This is a genomic window from Timaviella obliquedivisa GSE-PSE-MK23-08B (assembly GCA_019358855.1).
GTDB classification, from domain to species: Bacteria; Cyanobacteriota; Cyanobacteriia; order Elainellales; family Elainellaceae; genus Timaviella; species Timaviella obliquedivisa.
The window spans coordinates 194,012-212,203 of record JAHHII010000007.1; the positions used below are offsets into that span (position 1 = coordinate 194,012).

At 47.4% G+C, this 18,192-nt stretch carries 13 protein-coding genes; 2 read left to right on the forward strand and 11 right to left on the reverse strand.

Annotation, left to right across the window (positions count from 1 at the left end):
• Nucleotides 1–24 precede the first annotated feature (24 nt).
• A complete protein-coding gene (locus KME11_14575; protein MBW4516432.1) occupies nucleotides 25–561 on the reverse strand; it encodes a thioredoxin family protein in 537 nt (178 codons plus the stop codon).
• A 127-nt stretch (nucleotides 562–688) separates the two neighbouring features.
• On the opposite strand from KME11_14575, the gene selD reads away from it, so the two are divergent.
• Nucleotides 689–2,938 carry a selenide, water dikinase SelD gene (gene selD, locus KME11_14580; protein MBW4516433.1) on the forward strand — a complete coding sequence of 750 codons (2,250 nt, stop codon included), beginning with the start codon at nucleotides 689–691 and terminating at the stop codon, nucleotides 2,936–2,938.
• A 91-nt stretch (nucleotides 2,939–3,029) separates the two neighbouring features.
• On the opposite strand, the gene KME11_14585 is transcribed toward selD, so the two are convergent.
• From KME11_14585 to KME11_14630, 10 genes are all read right to left on the reverse strand, one after another.
• Nucleotides 3,030–5,015 carry a glycosyltransferase family 39 protein gene (locus KME11_14585; protein MBW4516434.1) on the reverse strand — a complete coding sequence of 662 codons (1,986 nt, stop codon included), beginning with the start codon at nucleotides 5,013–5,015 and terminating at the stop codon, nucleotides 3,030–3,032.
• A gap of 8 nt (nucleotides 5,016–5,023) precedes the next feature.
• Complete coding sequence (locus tag KME11_14590; GenBank protein MBW4516435.1) at nucleotides 5,024–5,887, reverse strand: class I SAM-dependent methyltransferase; 864 nt, start codon at nucleotides 5,885–5,887, stop codon at nucleotides 5,024–5,026.
• Nucleotides 5,888–5,931: 44 nt separating this feature from the next.
• The gene (locus tag KME11_14595) at nucleotides 5,932–7,326 is read right to left on the reverse strand and encodes an FAD-dependent oxidoreductase (GenBank protein MBW4516436.1); all 1,395 of its coding nucleotides are present in this window, start codon (nucleotides 7,324–7,326) and stop codon (nucleotides 5,932–5,934) included.
• A 67-nt stretch (nucleotides 7,327–7,393) separates the two neighbouring features.
• Entirely contained in the window at nucleotides 7,394–8,383 is a 990-nt protein-coding gene (locus KME11_14600) for a class I SAM-dependent methyltransferase (protein ID MBW4516437.1), read from the reverse strand.
• 40 nt (nucleotides 8,384–8,423) lie between these two features.
• Nucleotides 8,424–9,404 carry a polysaccharide deacetylase family protein gene (locus tag KME11_14605; protein ID MBW4516438.1) on the reverse strand — a complete coding sequence of 327 codons (981 nt, stop codon included), beginning with the start codon at nucleotides 9,402–9,404 and terminating at the stop codon, nucleotides 8,424–8,426.
• A 34-nt stretch (nucleotides 9,405–9,438) separates the two neighbouring features.
• Nucleotides 9,439–10,779, reverse strand: coding sequence for an NAD(P)/FAD-dependent oxidoreductase (locus KME11_14610; GenBank protein ID MBW4516439.1), 1,341 nt, complete (start codon nucleotides 10,777–10,779; stop codon nucleotides 9,439–9,441).
• A 128-nt stretch (nucleotides 10,780–10,907) separates the two neighbouring features.
• The gene (locus tag KME11_14615) at nucleotides 10,908–11,528 is read right to left on the reverse strand and encodes an N-acetyltransferase (protein MBW4516440.1); all 621 of its coding nucleotides are present in this window, start codon (nucleotides 11,526–11,528) and stop codon (nucleotides 10,908–10,910) included.
• Between the two features lie 17 nt (nucleotides 11,529–11,545).
• Complete coding sequence (locus tag KME11_14620) at nucleotides 11,546–12,568, reverse strand: Gfo/Idh/MocA family oxidoreductase (GenBank protein MBW4516441.1); 1,023 nt, start codon at nucleotides 12,566–12,568, stop codon at nucleotides 11,546–11,548.
• Nucleotides 12,569–12,644: 76 nt separating this feature from the next.
• A complete protein-coding gene (locus tag KME11_14625; protein MBW4516442.1) occupies nucleotides 12,645–13,880 on the reverse strand; it encodes a DegT/DnrJ/EryC1/StrS family aminotransferase in 1,236 nt (411 codons plus the stop codon).
• Nucleotides 13,881–13,948: 68 nt separating this feature from the next.
• Complete coding sequence (locus tag KME11_14630) at nucleotides 13,949–14,977, reverse strand: glycosyltransferase family 2 protein (protein MBW4516443.1); 1,029 nt, start codon at nucleotides 14,975–14,977, stop codon at nucleotides 13,949–13,951.
• Nucleotides 14,978–15,924: 947 nt separating this feature from the next.
• Here KME11_14630 and KME11_14635 point away from each other — a divergent pair.
• Nucleotides 15,925–18,159: a polysaccharide biosynthesis tyrosine autokinase gene (locus tag KME11_14635; GenBank protein MBW4516444.1), complete on the forward strand. Its 2,235-nt coding sequence runs from the start codon at nucleotides 15,925–15,927 to the stop codon at nucleotides 18,157–18,159.
• The last annotated feature ends 33 nt before the right edge of the window (nucleotides 18,160–18,192 follow it).

An 18,192-nucleotide genomic window follows, 5' to 3' on the forward strand; every position in this document is an offset into this window, starting at 1 on the left:
GTGAGTTGCTACCTCTTACTGAAACTACTTGCGCCATTTAACAGAGCAACCGATCGCACTCGTTGCTGAATTTACAATGGTTTGATTAGACAGGAGTTGGGCGATCGCATCCCTGGCGTAATTGACTTTAACTGCGCCTGGATTTTGCGGATTGTCATCCACTGCACCGTTGTAGCAAATAATACCAGAGCGATTGATAATGAATATTTCGGGAGTGCGTTCGGCGGCAAAACTCTGGGCGACATCTTGCGTAACATCTCGCAAATAAGGAAAGTTAAGACTTTTTTCTTGAGCGAAAGTTTTCATCTTTTCAAAACTATCAGCGGGGTATTGCTGCTCGTCGTTGGCATTGATACCAATTAGGGTGAAGCCCTGGCTTTGGAAGTCAGTTTGAATTTGCTTGAGCCGATCGACATACAGATGAACGTAAGGGCAGTGGTTGCACATCATGACTACCCCCACCGCCTGGAATTTCTCCAGGTATCGAGCCAAGTGGTGTACGGTATCATCAATTCCAGGGATCTCGAAATCTGGCGCGTAGTGACCAATTTTTTCCATCATTGCCTCTTGCTCTTGAGTAGATGACCAAAATCCAACCGCCATACTAGCCTAAGCCGCGTGTATTCTGCTAAAACCCATTCTGTTAACAGCCTCTTGCTCACCTTTATAGCTTCTAAGCACAAGTTCAATGCAAGTTCCTATTCGTAAAGACCTGGTGCTACTTGGCGGTGGTCATAGCCATGCGATCGCGCTCAAACAATTTGGTATGAATCCTGTTGCGGGTGTGCAACTGACGCTGATTACAGATGTGTCGCACACGCCCTACTCTGGAATGTTACCGGGGTACGTTGCCGGACTGTATGACTTTGATGCTTGCCATATTGATCTGCGTCCATTGACCCAGTTTGCACAGGTGCGAATGATTGTGGATCAGGCAATAGGATTTAATGACGTGACCCATGAGGTGCTGTTGCAAGACCATCCGCCGATCGCCTTTGACTTACTTTCGATTGACATTGGCAGCAATCCGGCAGCAATAACAGTTCCAGGTGCGGCAGAATATGCGATCGCCGTCAAGCCAATTTCGCAGTTTTTAACGCGCTGGGATCAGCTAGTGGCGGAGACGACTCAAAATCCTGAACGGTCAATTAAGGTAGCGATCGTAGGCGGTGGAGCCGGAGGCGTAGAGTTAGCGTTTAATATCCAGGCACGGCTCCTGAGGATTTTAAGTCAAGCGGGACAGCCAACCTCTCACCTGGAATTGCATTTGTTTCATCGGGGCGATCGCCTTTTGCCAGAACGTCATCTGGGGGTGAGTCGTCAAGTTCAAAAGCTGCTGGCACAGCGGGGCGTTCACATTCATTTGCAGCAATCGGTTACAGAGATCAAGGCAGCATCGGTTCACTGTGAGTCGGGGTTGACAGTGGCGTGCGATCGCATTTTCTGGGTGACCCAAGCGGCGGCGGCTCCCTGGCTGAAAGCGTCTGGATTAGCCACAGATGAGCGGGGCTTTATTTTAGTGAACGATCAGCTTCAGTCAATTTCTCATCCGCAAATCTTCGCGGCGGGGGATGTGGCGACGATGGTTCACCAGGCTCGACCCAAGGCTGGGGTGTTTGCCGTGCGACAGGGCAAACCTTTGGCAGAAAACTTACGGCGCGCTGTGCAGATACCGCAAGGGTCGCTTTTATCCCAGCCGTTGAAGTCTTTTGTGCCGCAGAAGGACTTTTTGATTTTACTCGGAACGGGCGATCGTCGGGCGTTGGCATCTTGGGGTGCAGTGCGGCTACCGCTTCATCCGTGGCTTTGGCGCTGGAAAGATGGCATCGACCAAAAGTTTATGGATCAGTTTCGGAATTTGACGATGGAAAGCCGGGAGAATCAGCCATCGGTAGAGATGCCAATGCACTGTGCTGGCTGTGCCTCTAAGGTGGGTGGGGCAGTGCTGGGGAAGGTGTTGGCGCGGCTTGGATCAGGGCGGGTTGAGCGGGATGATGTGTTAGTGGGGTTAGCGCCAACAGATGATGCAGCAGTGGTGACGGTTCCGCTAGGAAAGGTGATGGTGCAGACGGTTGATCATTTTCGGGCGTTGGTTAATGATCCGTTTTTATTTGGGCAGATTTGCGCCAATCATTGTCTGAGCGATTTGTTTGCAATGGGGGCAATGCCGCAGAGTGCCTTAGCGATCGCCACTCTCCCGTATGCCTCAGAACTGAAACAAGAGGAAATGCTCTACCAGCTTTTATCAGGCACCCTTAAAGTCCTCAATCAATCTCAGGCAATGCTAATAGGTGGGCACACCACAGAAGGAGCAGAGCTTTCTTTAGGTCTGTCGTGCAATGGTTTAGCTGATCCTGAAAAAATTTGGCGTAAAAGCGACATGAAGCCGGGACAGGTTTTAATTTTAACGAAGGCGCTAGGGACAGGCACTCTGTTTGCGGCGGATATGCGACTGCAAGCCAAAGGACGATGGATTGAGGCGGCGATCGCATCTATGCTACTTTCCAACCAAGGTGCAGCAGAGTGTTTGCGAACCCATGGTGTTACGGCTTGTACGGACGTAACAGGGTTTGGGCTATTAGGACATTTGGTAGAAATGGTACGGGCTTCTAACGTGGCAGTAGAGCTACAGATTGACGCGATCGCCGTATTGCCAGGTGCCTACGAAACTATTCAAAAAGGAATTCTCAGTTCTCTCCATCCACAAAACTTACAAGTTGCTTCATGCATTCACAATCTCGGTCAGATTGAATGTCATCCGCTGTATCCGCTGCTGTTCGATCCGCAAACATCGGGCGGACTATTAGCAACAGTTCCAGCAGAACAAGCGATCGTTTGTCTCAAGGCTCTACACTCAGCCGGATATACAGAAAGCCGAGTAGTCGGAAAAGTCATTCCGCTGTCGGATTTTCCACCTGTAACCTTTACGCTAAGCTGATGTGCTGCTGAAGCATCGATTGATTCTTTCCTTTGCCTGTGTCTATTTTTCAGAGCCTGAGCACGGTGCCTAGAACATCAGTTGTCCCTTCTCAAACCTCATTAATTAACTGGTAGATGTACAAATTTGTACCGGGTCTACGAACATTTTTAAACCCAGAAAAAGGCAGGTAAAAAGCATCTTGTTGATCAAAACGGTTCTGGGGATCATCAATTTCCATTGCCTCAAACGATCGCTTGAGAACATAGGATTTTTGAATAGTTTCAGCAATGCTTGCCTCTAAACGCTCTTCTGAATCAACAGCATTTTCTTGCACAATGATAAAATCAGGCAGTCTGTTCTGAGGCTCTTGGGCAAAGTAAAACCCATTTTCATTGAAATCATAATCCCATTGGAGATAGTACTCTACTTCATCATTCTGTATCGACTGAAGCTGAGCTATTAAAGATTTTGAACCATTGATTTGAGGTGATTTTAATTGTTCAATGACCTGCCTAAGCGATCGATCTGGCATGACTTGACCATAGATAAGACCCGTTTGATAAATTGAGCTATTCTGAGACGCATTTTGACGCAACCATTCAGCCGCCTCGACCCGATTATCTAAAGTGGCGAACAGGCGATCGGATTGGGCGACCGCCTGAGCCGACTGAAAAATGATCAGAGTGGTCAATAAGAGGGCTAAAGATTTCTCTGGCGATCGCATGGGTAACTGCTTGAGTAACTGCCATTTAGACAACTGTTCAATTAGCATCGTCACAAAAATTGCAGCCGTCATACAAGCAAAGGGTACAACCGGAACCATGTACCGCGATGGTACGACAAAGCTACTTCCCACCAGGAGATAATAGGTCGCTGGAAACGATAATAAAATGGTTGCCCGGATGATATTGAGCTTGAACGCTGCAATGATGCCCAGCAGTGCGGCAACAAACAAACACCAGCCTAAGCCCAGCGGCAATGTAAACTGAAAGTGATATCCTAATCCTGTTCCTAAGTAACGATCAGGGGTGCTTTGGGTAGCAGAGTGAATCACGCTGGAAAACTCTGCCACAAAAACTTTAGGATCGAGCAGTGCGAACGGAGTGCCAACAAAAAAAGCAGCTAAGAACCCCCCGAAAAAGGTAAAAAGATGAGGCTCTAGTAAGGCGGCAAAGAACTGAAAAGCCTTTACTAAAACAGATAACGTTAGAGACGATCCTCCCAGAATACTCAGTATTTTTTGAAGAGCAGGTAAGCGTTCAGGGTTCTCAAGGTTGCCATCAACAGTGAGGTATTGGGTAACGAAGTCGGGTGTTAGAGCGATCGCTCCCGTCAATAAAATTACCCCTACTAGAACCAGTCCTACCTGGGTAGAACGAACTAAACTACGATTATCAACGATCTTGCTTTTCCAGCCTTTCTGCTCTTGAATGACCTTCAGCGAATGCGCGATTAGTAAGGTTCCAATTAAGGGCAATGACGTATATTTTGTAGAGAAAGCAAGCCCTGAGAAAATGCCAGCATACAGATAGGTTTGAAAGGCAGCTTTAGCCGATTGATCGGTTTCAGAGATCTGAAGAATGAACAAAACCGCAGTGACTATCAGGAAAGTTTGGACAACATCTGTAACACCAAAGTGAGAGTTGCGGACATGAAGATATGTCAGGCTGAGGAATAATGATGCGATCGCTGCTGCTTGTCGATCAACCAACTTTTGAATCATTAAATAAACGACTGCGATCGTCATCACACCAAAGCTTAAAGACAAACATCGGTTAATCAAATAAAGATGACTGGGATCATAAATAAATTCACGAATTAAATCGTCAGTAGATACATAGCTGCCAAACAGATGACCTATGCCATAATACGCTCCATAAACCCCAAACAACAAATACATGTATAACGTGGGATAAATGAAAAAGTGAGGATTAAGATCACCAGAGAAAAACCCAAGCGATCGCGAAATGAGTGCGGTTTCGTCGGGGCGACATTCGGTATGAGGTAGCCCAAAGTTGAGTCCCCAGACCCGAACGATCACTCCAATCAGAAGAATCGTAGGCAAAACCCAGCCTGTTTCTTTAACTTTATCCATCTTCGCTATCACCATAGCTTTTTATAAATTACCCAGAACTGATCAGTTGCAGGATAAGGAATGGCAACCCGATTTGGAACAAAGGCTAGGAGTAGCAGCGCTAACTTAGCTAATAAGGAACCCTTTTTTTGTCGAAGTGAAAATTTAGCATGGGCGGCATTGATCCATTTGCGGGGTTTACCCCGTACCACTTCTTGAAACCCATATTGTGCCGCTAGCCGTTTCAAATCCTTGGGTGAAAACCAATGTAAGGTGCTGGGTGGATGATAGACCTGCCAATTTTCTCCTAAAAGCCGTGCTTTGAGGCTATCCCGGTTGCCTGTTTCAATGAGCCAGAACCCTTTAGATTGGGTGGCTTCGGCAGCAATGCGAAACGCTTCTTGAACATTGGTAAAATGAGCGATGACTTGGATAAAAGTAATCAGGTCGTATTTTTCGGTCGTCCGAAATTCTTCCATCGTGTCTTGCACCACACGCAGCCCAGATTTCTTAGCCTGCTCTGCCATATCAGCATTAGGTTCAATGCCACTGCCTTTCCAGTCGCGATCGATAAATCCTTGTAAAATAAATCCCGCCGCTGCCCCTACGTCTAAAATCCGTCCAGGTCTTTTAAAGTATCGACTCATCAGTTGAGCGTAGTGCTGTCCCTTGAGCTTGAGAAACCTTGCCTCACCCAGATAATCGGCATAGTCCTCTTCTTTTCCTGGCAAGTGAGGCTCATCGATAGGCTTTGGTCGAGGCTCCATCTCAACAAATTGATGGGCGCAAACTTGGCAACGTCGGATCGTGTAATGATTAATAGCTAGGAAGTTTCGAGTGGTGCTATTGCAAACTGGGCAAGTTTTTATAGCCCGATCGGGAGTCACTGTCATGATTTTATGAAGGTGAAAAAGCTGAATGAATTAATAGGCTGATACTAAGCTGATACTAAGGACGGAACCAAGGGCTGAGGAGTTAGCAACTGTAGCATTTTGCGTTGGGTGCGCCAATAAACGTCTTCCATGAGGCTATGGCAAAATTCTCCATTGCGCCCAATGGTGTGCAGTCCTTCTACACCAGTAGAATGTTCGAGATGCTGTCGAGTTTGCTCGTACTGATTGAGAAAGACAGGATAGGCAATGGGAGTCCGCAGCACGCGACAGCCTTGGTATCTCTGTGCTGCACTAGGAATAATAGGCTTGAGATGTTCGAGACAGAGCTTGCCGAGGCTGTCATCATCCATTCGCCAAATTTCATCGCCCACTTCACAGCCAATATCAACTGTAATTAAAGTCTTACCAGAGGGTGCAAGCCAGGGCATGGATAGGGCAGTTTCGGTGAGTCGGAAAAATGGAAACGCTGATTCAGGTGTCCAAAGGACAGTGTCTTTGAGTAGACCTCGACCTTCAAAGCGCATGTTGACAAAGCTCATAGGGCGATAGCGAAACTTTGAAAGCGGCTGAAGAGCATCGGTGCCCTTAACCATTTTTGCTAGAAGGTGGCAAGGGGCAGTGCTAATTACGGCTGAAACCGCTTGCTCTCTACCATTGACGCGGATAGATTGAACGCGCGCGGCTCCGCCGTTACCGCAAGGGTCGCCCTCCACATTAATTTCTTCCACAGGCGACTCTAGACGAATGGCATCTTCTAGCCCAGTTGCCAACCGCTGACAAAGCAACCCCACGCCCCCCTCAGGATAAACGTGCCACACGTGGGAATTTTCTGAAACTTCGTGGCTATAGCCACAGGCAACGGCTCGACCAGTTAGATAGCTAGCTGTTTTAAGCTTTAAAGTTTGACCAATGGTGTTTTGCAGTTTGCTGCCTACTGACGCGGAAAGTTCTGAGGCAGATACACCCGACCAAGCCTCTAAGAGTGGAATAGCAACCTCGTTGGCTAGGGTTTTACCGTAGTTAGCACGGAACCACTCTGCTGCTGAGCTATTCATTCGCTCTACGTTCGTAGGCAAGACCTTACTGGCAAGTCCACTGGCAAAGTAACGAGGATTTTGCAGCAGTCCAAAGGGGTAGCTATAGGTTTTACCGCCCACAAGAACGCTTTCACCATGGTATTTAACATCACGGCACTGTGCGCCAATACCGATCGCTGCTGCCAGTCGATTAGTAATGAAGTGTGCGCCAAAGTCATAGGTAAATCCATCGGTGTCATGAAAGCTAGAAGCGAGTCCAGCAATTTTTTTACCAGCTTCGTATAGGATAAAAGGAACCTGGTGTCGTCTTAAAAAAGCTGCTGCAGTTAATCCGGCTGAACCGCCACCAATAATGGCGATCGGTTTCTGTTTAGAATAAGAATTTTGAGTAGGGTAGGACATAGAAAGCACTGATGAATGGTTGCAACCTGAAGAATCATTTTAGGGTTAAATAAGTTTAGAATTAACGTTAATGCGATCGCTTTAGGACGGCTCTCATTAACGCCCCTCGTCCCATCCATTGTTGCACTTGATCGAATAGGGTAAACACGCCTAATGACAGGGTTGAACTGAGGCTGAACTGGTTAATCAGCCACTGGGGCGCTTGGCGATCGACCAGGGCATTGCGGATGGAGTAGACCCAGTTGACGGGGCTGATAATCGTTGTTAATGTCTCAATTTCTAAACCTGTTTTTTGGGCGATCGCCGCCATCGTTGCCGAGTTAAACAAATTCCAATGGCGAGGAAAGTGATACCCGCCCCAATGCCGAGTGCGCGATAGTTGAAAATCTAAGGTATCGGTGTTGTCGGTGACAATAACCAGTCTACCGCCTGGTTTAAGCAGCGCTCGCACCGCTCTTAACACAGCCGTAGGATCATCCACATGCTCGATCGTAGCGATCATAAATGCCAGGTCGTAGCTAGACTGAGGCAGATCTAAATTTTGGACGATGCCTTGATGAATTTTTAGTCCCTTGCGTCTGCCCATTTCAACGGCGCGATCGTTGGGTTCAATGCCTTCTAATCTCCAACTTTTTTGCCCAAAATCTTGTAGCAAACTTAAATGAAACCCGTCGCCACAGCCCACATCAAGAATCCGGGCATCCTTCTTTAATCCTCGGCAACAATCCAACAGGCGGCTAGCTTCTAGCTTGCAGCGAACTTTGTAAACAAAACCATAGCGTTCTGCCGAAAATTCAAAGGCGTGATAGTCGGCTGGATAAATGCGATCGAGTTCGGTAAGGGCGGGGCGAGGATTGAGATAGACTAAGCCACAGCGTCGGCAACGGACTGCTAAAAAAGTGTCAGGACTGGTGCGATATTCAAAGTCTTCTCCGACCCCAAGAGGTTCGGCATCGTCGACATCGCAGATGCAGCACTTGACCAACTCCAAGGTTAGTGGATCTGTGGAACCGGGGCGACAGGCGGCTCCAAAGCGCGGGAGAAGTTGTTTAACCATAGGTAGAGACAAAGGGGCTAAAGAATCTAGCTGACTAGGATTACCGGGCACCAACGGGAGTTCTGTCTTGAGGAATTAGGGTCGGCAAGGCTCCAGAAACAAGCCGAGCATGTTGACCCACGGTGCGGACAGTGAACTGACGAGACAAGAGTTGCAGCGATCGCTTCAAAACCCGCAGCTTTTTGTAACTGGGTTGGTTCATTGCCGGAAAAAACCCTAACTCAGGTACATCTTCACAGCCTAGAAAATCTAGTGGGTGCAGCAGCATGGAGGGCTGGGTGCCAGTCGTCTTGCAGAGCCACAGCGCAATTCTAAAATACAAGAGCGCCAAACTCGGAGAAAACCCGCTGATAAAGAGGAGGTAGCTAAAGTGAATGGGCACCTTAAAAATGGGCATGGTAGTCACCGGAATTTCGGTGAGGCGCTCATTGCCCAAACGCCATTGGTAGGGCTTCAGCGGCTGAAAGCCATCTTTGAAGCTCCCAAAGAGCGCCTTTCGTTTTTGCCGCTCTTCTTTGCTCATCTTGCTGGTCATAAAATAATAGGCTCTAGCCAGCGGCCCTAGAAAAGTGGGAAATGTCGAAGCGTCATACTGATAACCTCGGCGCTTCAAAACTTTGAGAACGGCGGGAGAAAAGCTGTAGCCAGGACCCCGAAAGCCAACCGGATGTTGCCCCGTGACTCGCTCAATGTGCTCTTCAGCGATCGCAATTTCCTGTTCAATTTCAGCTTCAGAATACAAGTGCAACCAAGACTCGTGGTGAAAAGAATGATTACCCACTTCATGCCCTGCTAAGGCGATCGACCGAATCGCACTTGAGTTTTTGGCGAGGGCAGCATCCTGTCCCACAATGAAAAATGTGATGGTCAAGTTGAGTTCCCTAAACATTTCTAGGGCGCGGGGAACCATGAGATCAAGGTATGACGGAAATTGATCCCAATTGGGATCACCATGGATCTTCATATAAGACCATTGGTTGTCGAGGTCGAGCGATAGACTGGCGATCGGCTTCCGGTTCATAAATGTTTCTCCCTGTCGTATTCTGTTGTCATCCTTAAACCATCGTGCCCTGAGGCGATCGTAGGCTTAGCAGGTCAGCGGCAGCGTTCTCGGCAAGCTGTACCGTTTCATTCACATTCAGCGTCCCATTGAGAATGTGGGCAGAGTTAATGATATGAACTCCGGGCGTTGACAGATGCATGGGGGGTAAGTTCTTGGAATAGTTCAACGTTGAGATCGCTACCACGTACTTCACCCGTGAAACTCGAAAACTTAGAATGTCCTCCCGGTTGAAATGGGGATACATGATTTCTAAAGCTCTAACAAAGGTTTCCTCGATCTCATCGTCGGTTAAGTTAAAGGCTGGATCATTCGGAACGACGTACTTGGGCAGGTAAACTAACGTTCTGCCATTGAAGTATTTGGGATCAACTAACGTGGTCATCTCAATGATGCCAGTGAAGGGTACCCAATCATCGGTGATGTTGGTAACGTAGTAGGGCGAAAGGGGTTGCTTCAAGAGTAAGGAAGCACAGATGATGCCCTGGTACTGAATGCCTTTGAGTCGATCGCGCTCATCTTGAGTGAGATCCTGACAAATTTCTGCGGCGATCGGGGCAGCAGCCGTAATCACCACTTGGTCAAAAGTGTCCTGATAGCCATCACAAAACTCTATTTTTACCTGTCCAGTAGATGGCTTACTAACTCGTTGGGCAATAGAGCGAAGACGTATTTTTACTCCTTCTTCTGCCAGCACCTGCCCAAATCGCTGCAAAATTCGGGCATATCCACCCAGCAGGTAGCCAAACATTTCTTTCTTTAGCCCTGTTCTTCTGGCTGCATATAATCGGGCGATGGTTGACCAAATAAATGAGGCAGAGGCTTTTTGATAATTCTCGCCCAACTTCGCCCGCAGCAACGGCAGCCAAATTTTATGAAACGTACGCTGTCCCGACCAGCGCTTCAGCCAATCGGTTACGGGAATGGTTTCTAACTTTTTCCAATTCTTGATGCGTGAGCCATAAATAATGGTGAAAGCCAATCGCAGTTTATCAATTAACCCTAAGGGAGGAAAGCGGAGAAACTCTAAAGAGCTAGACATAGAGTAGAGTTGCCCATCTGTATAGAAGCCAGTTTTGGTTTCTACCCATTGCATGTCTTGCTCTAAATCGAGTTCTTTGAGGAGCGATCGCACGCACCCATCTGACAGTAGCGTCACATGGTAGTGCTTATCCCACACAAAATCACCCAATTGCCAGGCGCTTGCTAATCCTCCTAGTTGCCCTGCCCCTTCAAAGAGGGTCACCTGCTTGCCATTTTGCGCCAGTCGATGGGCAAGTGTCATCCCTAAGATGCCACCGCCTATTATCGCCCAACGTTCAGAAGTTTGTGTCATGGTTACAGGGAAATGGAGGTAGAAGAGCCAATTAAAACTACGGTTTAGCATGTGAGGTTGAGAACACCCTCGCTCCTATCCTTACTGAGGCTGGCATCTCCGGGTCTATCCCAAACTTATCTCGGGGTTTAGGGCGGCGTTAACTCAGTCACATCTTGGGAAGCGATTTGGTATTTTAAGCCACAGCGAGAACAGCTTAGGGTTTTTTCAAACTGAGCAACTTCAGGAAATCGCATGAGAAGCTGCCCGCAGCGGCAAACGGCACCGACCGATCGGGCAGGGGTGCCAATTACTAAATGAAAGTCGGGCACCGATCGCGTCACTAACGAGCCCATGCCCACCATGGCGAACCGCCCAATCAAGAGATCATTCCCAATGGTGCAGCCTGCACCAATTGTTGCGCCAGCTTTTACTAAGGTAGGTAATGTGTGTTCATCAGGATCGGAAGAACGGAGTTGCTGAAGGTCGCTAGTGGTTGCCCTGGGAAAGCGATCGTTCGTAAAAATAGTGCCTGCGCTAATCATCACTCCGTCTTCGATGGTGACGGCGTTACAGATATACACGAAAGCGTTGATTTTAACGCGATCGCCAATCTTAACACCGTAGGCAATGTGGGTTTTCTCACCAATAATGCACTGTTCGCCAATTTGGGTAGAGTGGCGAATATGAACATTGTCCCAAACAGAGGTATGTGCCCCAATCTGAACCTGCTCTTCAATAATTGCAGTGGGATGAATTTTAGCGACCATTAGACATTCCTTGAAATCTAGACAGGAATCAGCGTTTTAACACCGTGAATGCTGCCCGCAATGGGTGTCCAACGGCTTTGATTAAGGGCTGAATAGGCGGCTTCAATGGCGGCTACAGAAGCGATCGCATCCTCTGCGGTAATCAACAAAGTCTCTTGTTTCAGGATGGCTTTAGAGAAGTTATTAATTTGGCTGCGGAATGCCTGAACTTTGTCATAGCCTTTACCAAATACCACCCAGTCTTGTCCCGAAGACTGACGATATTTTGACTCTTTCCAGCCTATGGAAATAGTGCCCTGGGAGCCATAAATTCGGATGTAGTAATCTAGCTCTTTGTTGATGCTCCAAGAGAGATCGACATTGCCGATGACACCGCTTTCGCTCTTGGCAAAAATCCGGATAGTGTCTTCTACAGGCAACCCTTGGACGCGCTTACCCTCAACCACCTGCACCTCTGCTAAGGGGCCCAGAAAATAGCGCATGATATCGAGAGAGTGGGTGCCGTTATCAATTAAAACACCACCGCCGCTAATGGCAGGTTTCGCATTCCAACGAGTAGACATGTCTACCCGAGCCGTGAACGCATTCTCAAATAATACGATTTCACCTAAAATACCTGAAGCCACGATGCTCTTGGCTTTCACAACATCTTCAACATAGCGGAACTTGGAAGCCATGGTCAGAAGAACCCCGGCTCGACAGGCTGCTTCTTGCATTTCGATCGAACTTTTAACGCCAATGCTGAGGGGTTTTTCGCACAGAACGTTGACTTTGCGATCGAGGAAATCGATGCAAATTTCTGGGTGAGTCACGGGCGGCGTACAAACAATTACGGCATCCAACTCTATTGCCTGTGCCATGGCTTGATACGAATCAAAGCTCTGGCACTTGGCTCGCTCTGCCATGGCTTGAGCCGCATCAGAGCGAACATCTGCCACAGCAACCAATTGAGCAACAGTGCAGCCTTCAAAGGCTTGAGCGTAGGATTGGGCAATGCCGCCTGCGCCAATTAATCCAAATTTTAAGGGTTGATCGGTCATGGTGTTTTCTCGTCTTCAACAGGGAATGGGCAAAAAATCAGGGAATGGTCAAAAAAATCAGGCAGCGCTTCTGTCCTTACCGGGCAATTTGAGCCACTGCCTGTTGAACTGCATCGGCAATATAGTCAATGTGTTCATTGGTGTAAGCTTCGTTCCAAGGCAAGACGAGAACCTTCTCTAGTCCTTCAAATGTTCCAGGGAAGCGATCGCGGCTGTAGTCGAGGGCTTCGGGTGTGGCGAGGGTAAAGGGGAAGCGAGAGTTGCCAAAAGTGCGTTGCTTCTCAAAGATTTCGCATTGAAAGGCGGGTTTTTGAATATAGCGAGGCGCAGAAAAGATGCCCTTCTCTTCCTTGAGTTTTTTGGCTAAACCCACTGCCCCGTCAGTGATCACATTATCATCTACCCGCAAGCAATATTTCCAGTAAACATGAGTGTCAAGGGGAGCGTGAACGGGCGTTTCTAACCCCGGAATGCCTTGAAGTTTCTGGGTGAGTTTAGCAGCGCTAGAATAGCGTCTCTCCACAATTCCTTCTAGCTTCCTTAACTGTGCGGCTGCTACTGCTCCTTGCAGTTCAGACATGCGGTAATTGAGCGCAATAAAATAATGATCAGGATGGGGATCACCGTAACCAAAGGCTTTGTTGATGTAAAGGAATAGCCGACGAGCGATCGCATCATCGTTAGTCGCCACAATCCCCCCTTCTCCGGTCGTAATATGCTTGCCTTGCTGTAGGCTAAAGCAACCGACTTTGCCAAAGGTGCCCGCATATTGCCCGTTGTGCTTCGACAAAAACCCTTGAGCCGTGTCTTCAATGACTGGAATGTTGTGGGCATTTGCTAACGCCATGATGTCAGTCATGTTGCAGGGGTTGCCAAACAGGTGAGTAACAATAATTGCTTTCGTTCGTTCGTTAATACAGCGTCCAATTGTTTCTGCTGTCACGTTCCAGGTGAGTGGATCAACATCGACAAATCGGGGAATTGCGCCCTGGTACAAAATGGGGGTAAGCGCTCCCATATCTGTAATGGAAGTGGTGATAATCTCATCACCCGGCTCTGGATCAAGTGCTGCGATCGCCGTGTGAATTGCTGCGGTACCCGATGAACAAGCATAAGCGTACTTTACGCCTAACAGTTGGGCAAATTGTTTTTCTAACGCTTTGACAAAGGTGCCCTTAGTGCTAGTGAGGGTTCCACTTAAAATCGCTTCAGTCACAAACGCTATTTCTTCTGCTCCTAAAGTCCGCCCAGAAGCCTCTTGGTCATTCGGTAGCTTGAGCAAAGACTGAGGGACAGGAATCGTATTAACCATTGACTTTAATCTCCAAATTACAATAAATCTATAGATTATTTGACCGAGATTTAGCTTTGATTTAGCCTTTACCGACGCTGGGTAGAGCGATAAATAGCTGTGCCTAGATAGAAAACTTCTTCAAAATAGCGCTTGTTCTGAACCGCCAAAACGCCTAAGCTAAACAACTGAATCGAAACCATTAGCAACATGCCGCTAATTGCAAACGTGTGGGGAGACTGCTGAAAAGCGAGGGCGATCGCATCCGTTGGATCAGGAAATTGCACCGTTTGAGTCAGAGCTTGGTAGCTCGTCCAGGAATGAAGCACTGCCCAACCTATGGAGTAAAGCGTCAACATAAAACAGAACAAACTTGGGATGATAAAAAACATGACGGGACGAAACACAAAGCCATAATAAAAAGTCACCCAGATATGGCTCAAAATTTTCATGCTAGACTTACGGCGAGCAGACTTAACCGCCTTTTGAGCAGTCGGCAGAGGATTACGCCAATGAAGATGAGCCGGGATCTCTTCAATCTTGACTCCCAAAAGCATTGCCTTGTGGACAACTTCTGGATTAATGTCCATGCCTGCTGACCTGAGATTCAACATCTTTAAAAACTCAGAATCGTAAACTCTTACCATTCCAGTTAAAGTCGAGACATTGTGCCGAGCCGCCACGGATAAAAAACGATTTGCCCAAAGGCTCAAAAGCAAACGCAGGCGAGGCACATTGGAGACCTTGCCACCCTTCATATAGGGTGAGGTGACGACTAGCTTAGCCCCTGTTTGACAAATCTTAGTCAAAAGTGCCTCAATGTGCTCAGGCGCATAGCTCAGATCCAAATCTAACGTGATGATATAAACTCCTTGACTCTGAGCAAAGCCCGAACGGAGTGCTTGACCTAAACCCGCATTTCTGACGTGGTGAATGATATGAACATTATCCCGTGAACGGGCAAACTCCTCTGCCAATTCTCCTGTGTTATCGCGGCTGCCATCGTTTACTAAAATGAGTTCCCACTGATACTCATTTTCCAAACACTCTAAATACTGGCAGAGATCAACCAGGTTATTTTGAATAATTGCCGCCTCATTATATGCCGGGGCAACAATTGAAACCAAAGGTTTGCCATCGCATGATTTTGGATGACGCACGCTTTTGATATCATAACGAGCTCGACTCGTTGTCTGCTGATCAGAAGAACGCTCAGAACGAAACTGATGTAGGGGAGTTGAGTCTAAAACCATCCCTTAAACCTCATAATAAGGAATTGTTTTCGCATACTATCTAGAAGGGTGGCATCCATGAAATCTACTCATGAGACTCACCCAATTACACATTAAAATATGTCTCTACTTCCCCATTTGTTGTTACAAATCGGAGATAGAAAAGAACGCGTAGTTTTGCAGTTGAAACAACTAAAGTATAAAGGTAAAAACAACAGCTACCTGCTTGACAAACTCAAGGCAAATCGCACTGTTGAGAAGAAAACCCTCAGTAAAATCCGGCGACTTATCAGAACGCATGATACATTCGTGTGTACTGAGTTGCTGGTAAGAATTTACATTACAGAGAAAAATGCGTAATGTCAATTACACTGATACGGATATAGATAAATAGGTCACAATTCCCACAAAACCCAACAACTTAAGGTATCTTAGTCCGGCGATCGCGTTGCTTGACGAGCCTAGAAGTCAGTGATGACAGGGAAAATAGGAGCTTCATCTCTACTTTATAAAATTTATCTCTACTTTATAAAAAAAATATAATTCTACAGAGAAATTATGATTCAATAGTAGGCGAATGTACTGAAAGACACATCTACTTTTGCGGGGAGTTGCTTACTATGTAGTATTAGTGACAGCAAGTTCTCTTCTGATCAGTATTTGCTAGGTAAGTCCATGTCTCTCTAACAGAGCGCTTAAGATTGCATTTCTTGCGTTGCCTTGCTGCAACTAAATCAGTCACCACAGAGGTGAGTTAGGACGGTATTTTGAGTCAGTTGCTGGAGTCTCTATAGTCAAGTTGTTTAGGCGATATTGCAGGTTTGTCTAGTGCTATGGAAATCAAAGACTATTCTTCTGAAGAAATAGATGTTCAGAGGTATTGGCTAATCTTGCGACGACGCTGGCTGGCTGCTGTTGGGATTTTAAGCGGAGTTGTCGCGATCGCCACAGCATATGCTCTGATGCAACGACCTGTTTACCGAGCGGAGGGAAAGCTACTGATTAAGTCGAGCAGTGCCTCAGAGCTAACAGGTTTAGGAGAAACACTGGGACAACTCAAAGCATTAGGAGAGCAAAACACGCCTTTGGATACTCAAGCGGAGATTATTCGATCTACTCCTATTGTTCAAGGCGTGATTGAGTCACTGAGCTTGAAAGACTCTGACGGCAAGCCTTTGGCAGCAGATGTACTTGCTAAAAATCTTAAAGTGAAGGGTGTTACAGGTACAGATGTTTTACAGATTTCCTATGAGTCTGAGCAACCCCGAGAAGCGTCTAAAGTCGTTAACCAACTCATTGATCTGTTTCTTAAAAATAATGTTCAGGTTAACCGGGCTGAAGCTATCTCAGCTCGTAAGTTTATTGAAGAACAACTTCCTAAAACAGAAGATTCGGTGCGCCAGGCGGACTCTGCGGTACGCAAGTTTAAAGAGGAAAACAAGCTGATTTCTTTGGAAGAAGAAGCAGGGCAAGCTGTTAAGTTGATTGGAGATTTAGAGGGGCAAATTACCCAGACTCAAGCCTTACTGGCAGATGCAAATGAGCGATCGCAGCAGTTGCGCAGTCAATTGGGTTTAGATTCTCGGCAAGTGGTTATGTTTGCTTCTTTAAGCCAAGCGCCTGCGGTTCAGGAGGTGTTTGTTCAATTGCAACAGGCGCAAAGCCAGCTTGCTATTCAGCAAACGCGCTATCGAGCGGGGCATCCAACGGTAACGGCGCTGCAACGCCAGGTAACCGCGTTGAACGCCCTGCTAACCGAGCGCGTGGCTCAGGTGTCAGGCAATTCTCAATCTGTCTCTCCCGGAAATCTTCAAGTTGGGGAACTTCAACAAGGGATGATTAGCGAGTACGTGCAGTCTGAGTCTGAGCGGCTAGGCTTAGCCCAGCGGGTGTTGTTATTATCGAATGCTCAGGCACAGTATCGACAGCGTGCTAGCGGTTTACCAAAGCTTGAACAAACCCAGCGAGAACTGGCTCGGAAGTTGGAAGCTGCCCAAACAACCTACGAAACACTTTTGGCTCGGCAGCAAGCGATTCAGCTTGCAGAAAACCAAACCATCGGGAACGCACGAATTTTATCTGCGGCGGTGGTGCCAACTCGACCGATAGGGGCATCAAAGGCAATGATTGTCGCAGCAGGGGGTGTCGTGGGTTTGCTCTTGGCTGCTGCCACTGCCCTTATCTTAGATCTGCTGGATCGGTCGGTCAAAACTGTCAAAGAAGCACGGGAGCTATTTGGTTATACTTTATTGAGCATCATTCCAGCCTTCGGTCGGGATGGTAAAATATCTACTTATGCAGGTGGGTTAGACCAGCCTGTCCCACGGGTTATTGTCAAAGATGCGCCCTGTTCTGCCATTGGCGATGCATACCATATGTTGCAAGCCAATCTTAAGTTTTTAAGTTCAGATGATGAATTAAAGACAATTGTTGTCACCAGTTCTGTCTCGAAGGAGGGACGTTCAGAGGTTGCAGCAAATTTAGCAGCCGCGATCGCCCAAGTAGGACGACGCGTGCTTTTGGTAGATGCCGACATGCGCCATCCTGCGCAGCATCATATTTGGGACTTAATGAATCTTGCTGGATTAAGCAATGTCATTGTTGATCAGGTGGCGCTGGAGGCAGCCGTGCAGCAAGCCATGCCGAACCTACGGGTGTTAACGTCTGGCGTTATGCCACCTAACCCCATTGCTCTACTGGACTCTAAGCGGATGAATTCATTAATAGCAACTTTTTCAAGAGATTATGATTTCGTTATTTTTGACTCGCCTGCAATGGCGGGTACCGCTGATTCAGCGGTGCTAGGTAAAATGGCAGACGGCATTTTGTTGGTTGTGCATCCTGGCGTAGTCGATTCTGCTAGCGCCAACTCTGCCAAAGAATTCATTGCTCAGTCTGGACAAAAGGTTTTGGGCATGGTGATTAATGGTGTGAACGTCCGTAATGAGCCTGATAGTTACTTTTACTATGCAGGGGATCAAGTTGAGGAAAATTCTGAACCAAGCCAACGTTCAGGAAGTTTCCTGGGTGTTCCTTTTCGGGTCGCAAACCGTCGCGATCGCTCTTAAAGCAGCTCGTATCTACATCACTTATTGTCACTC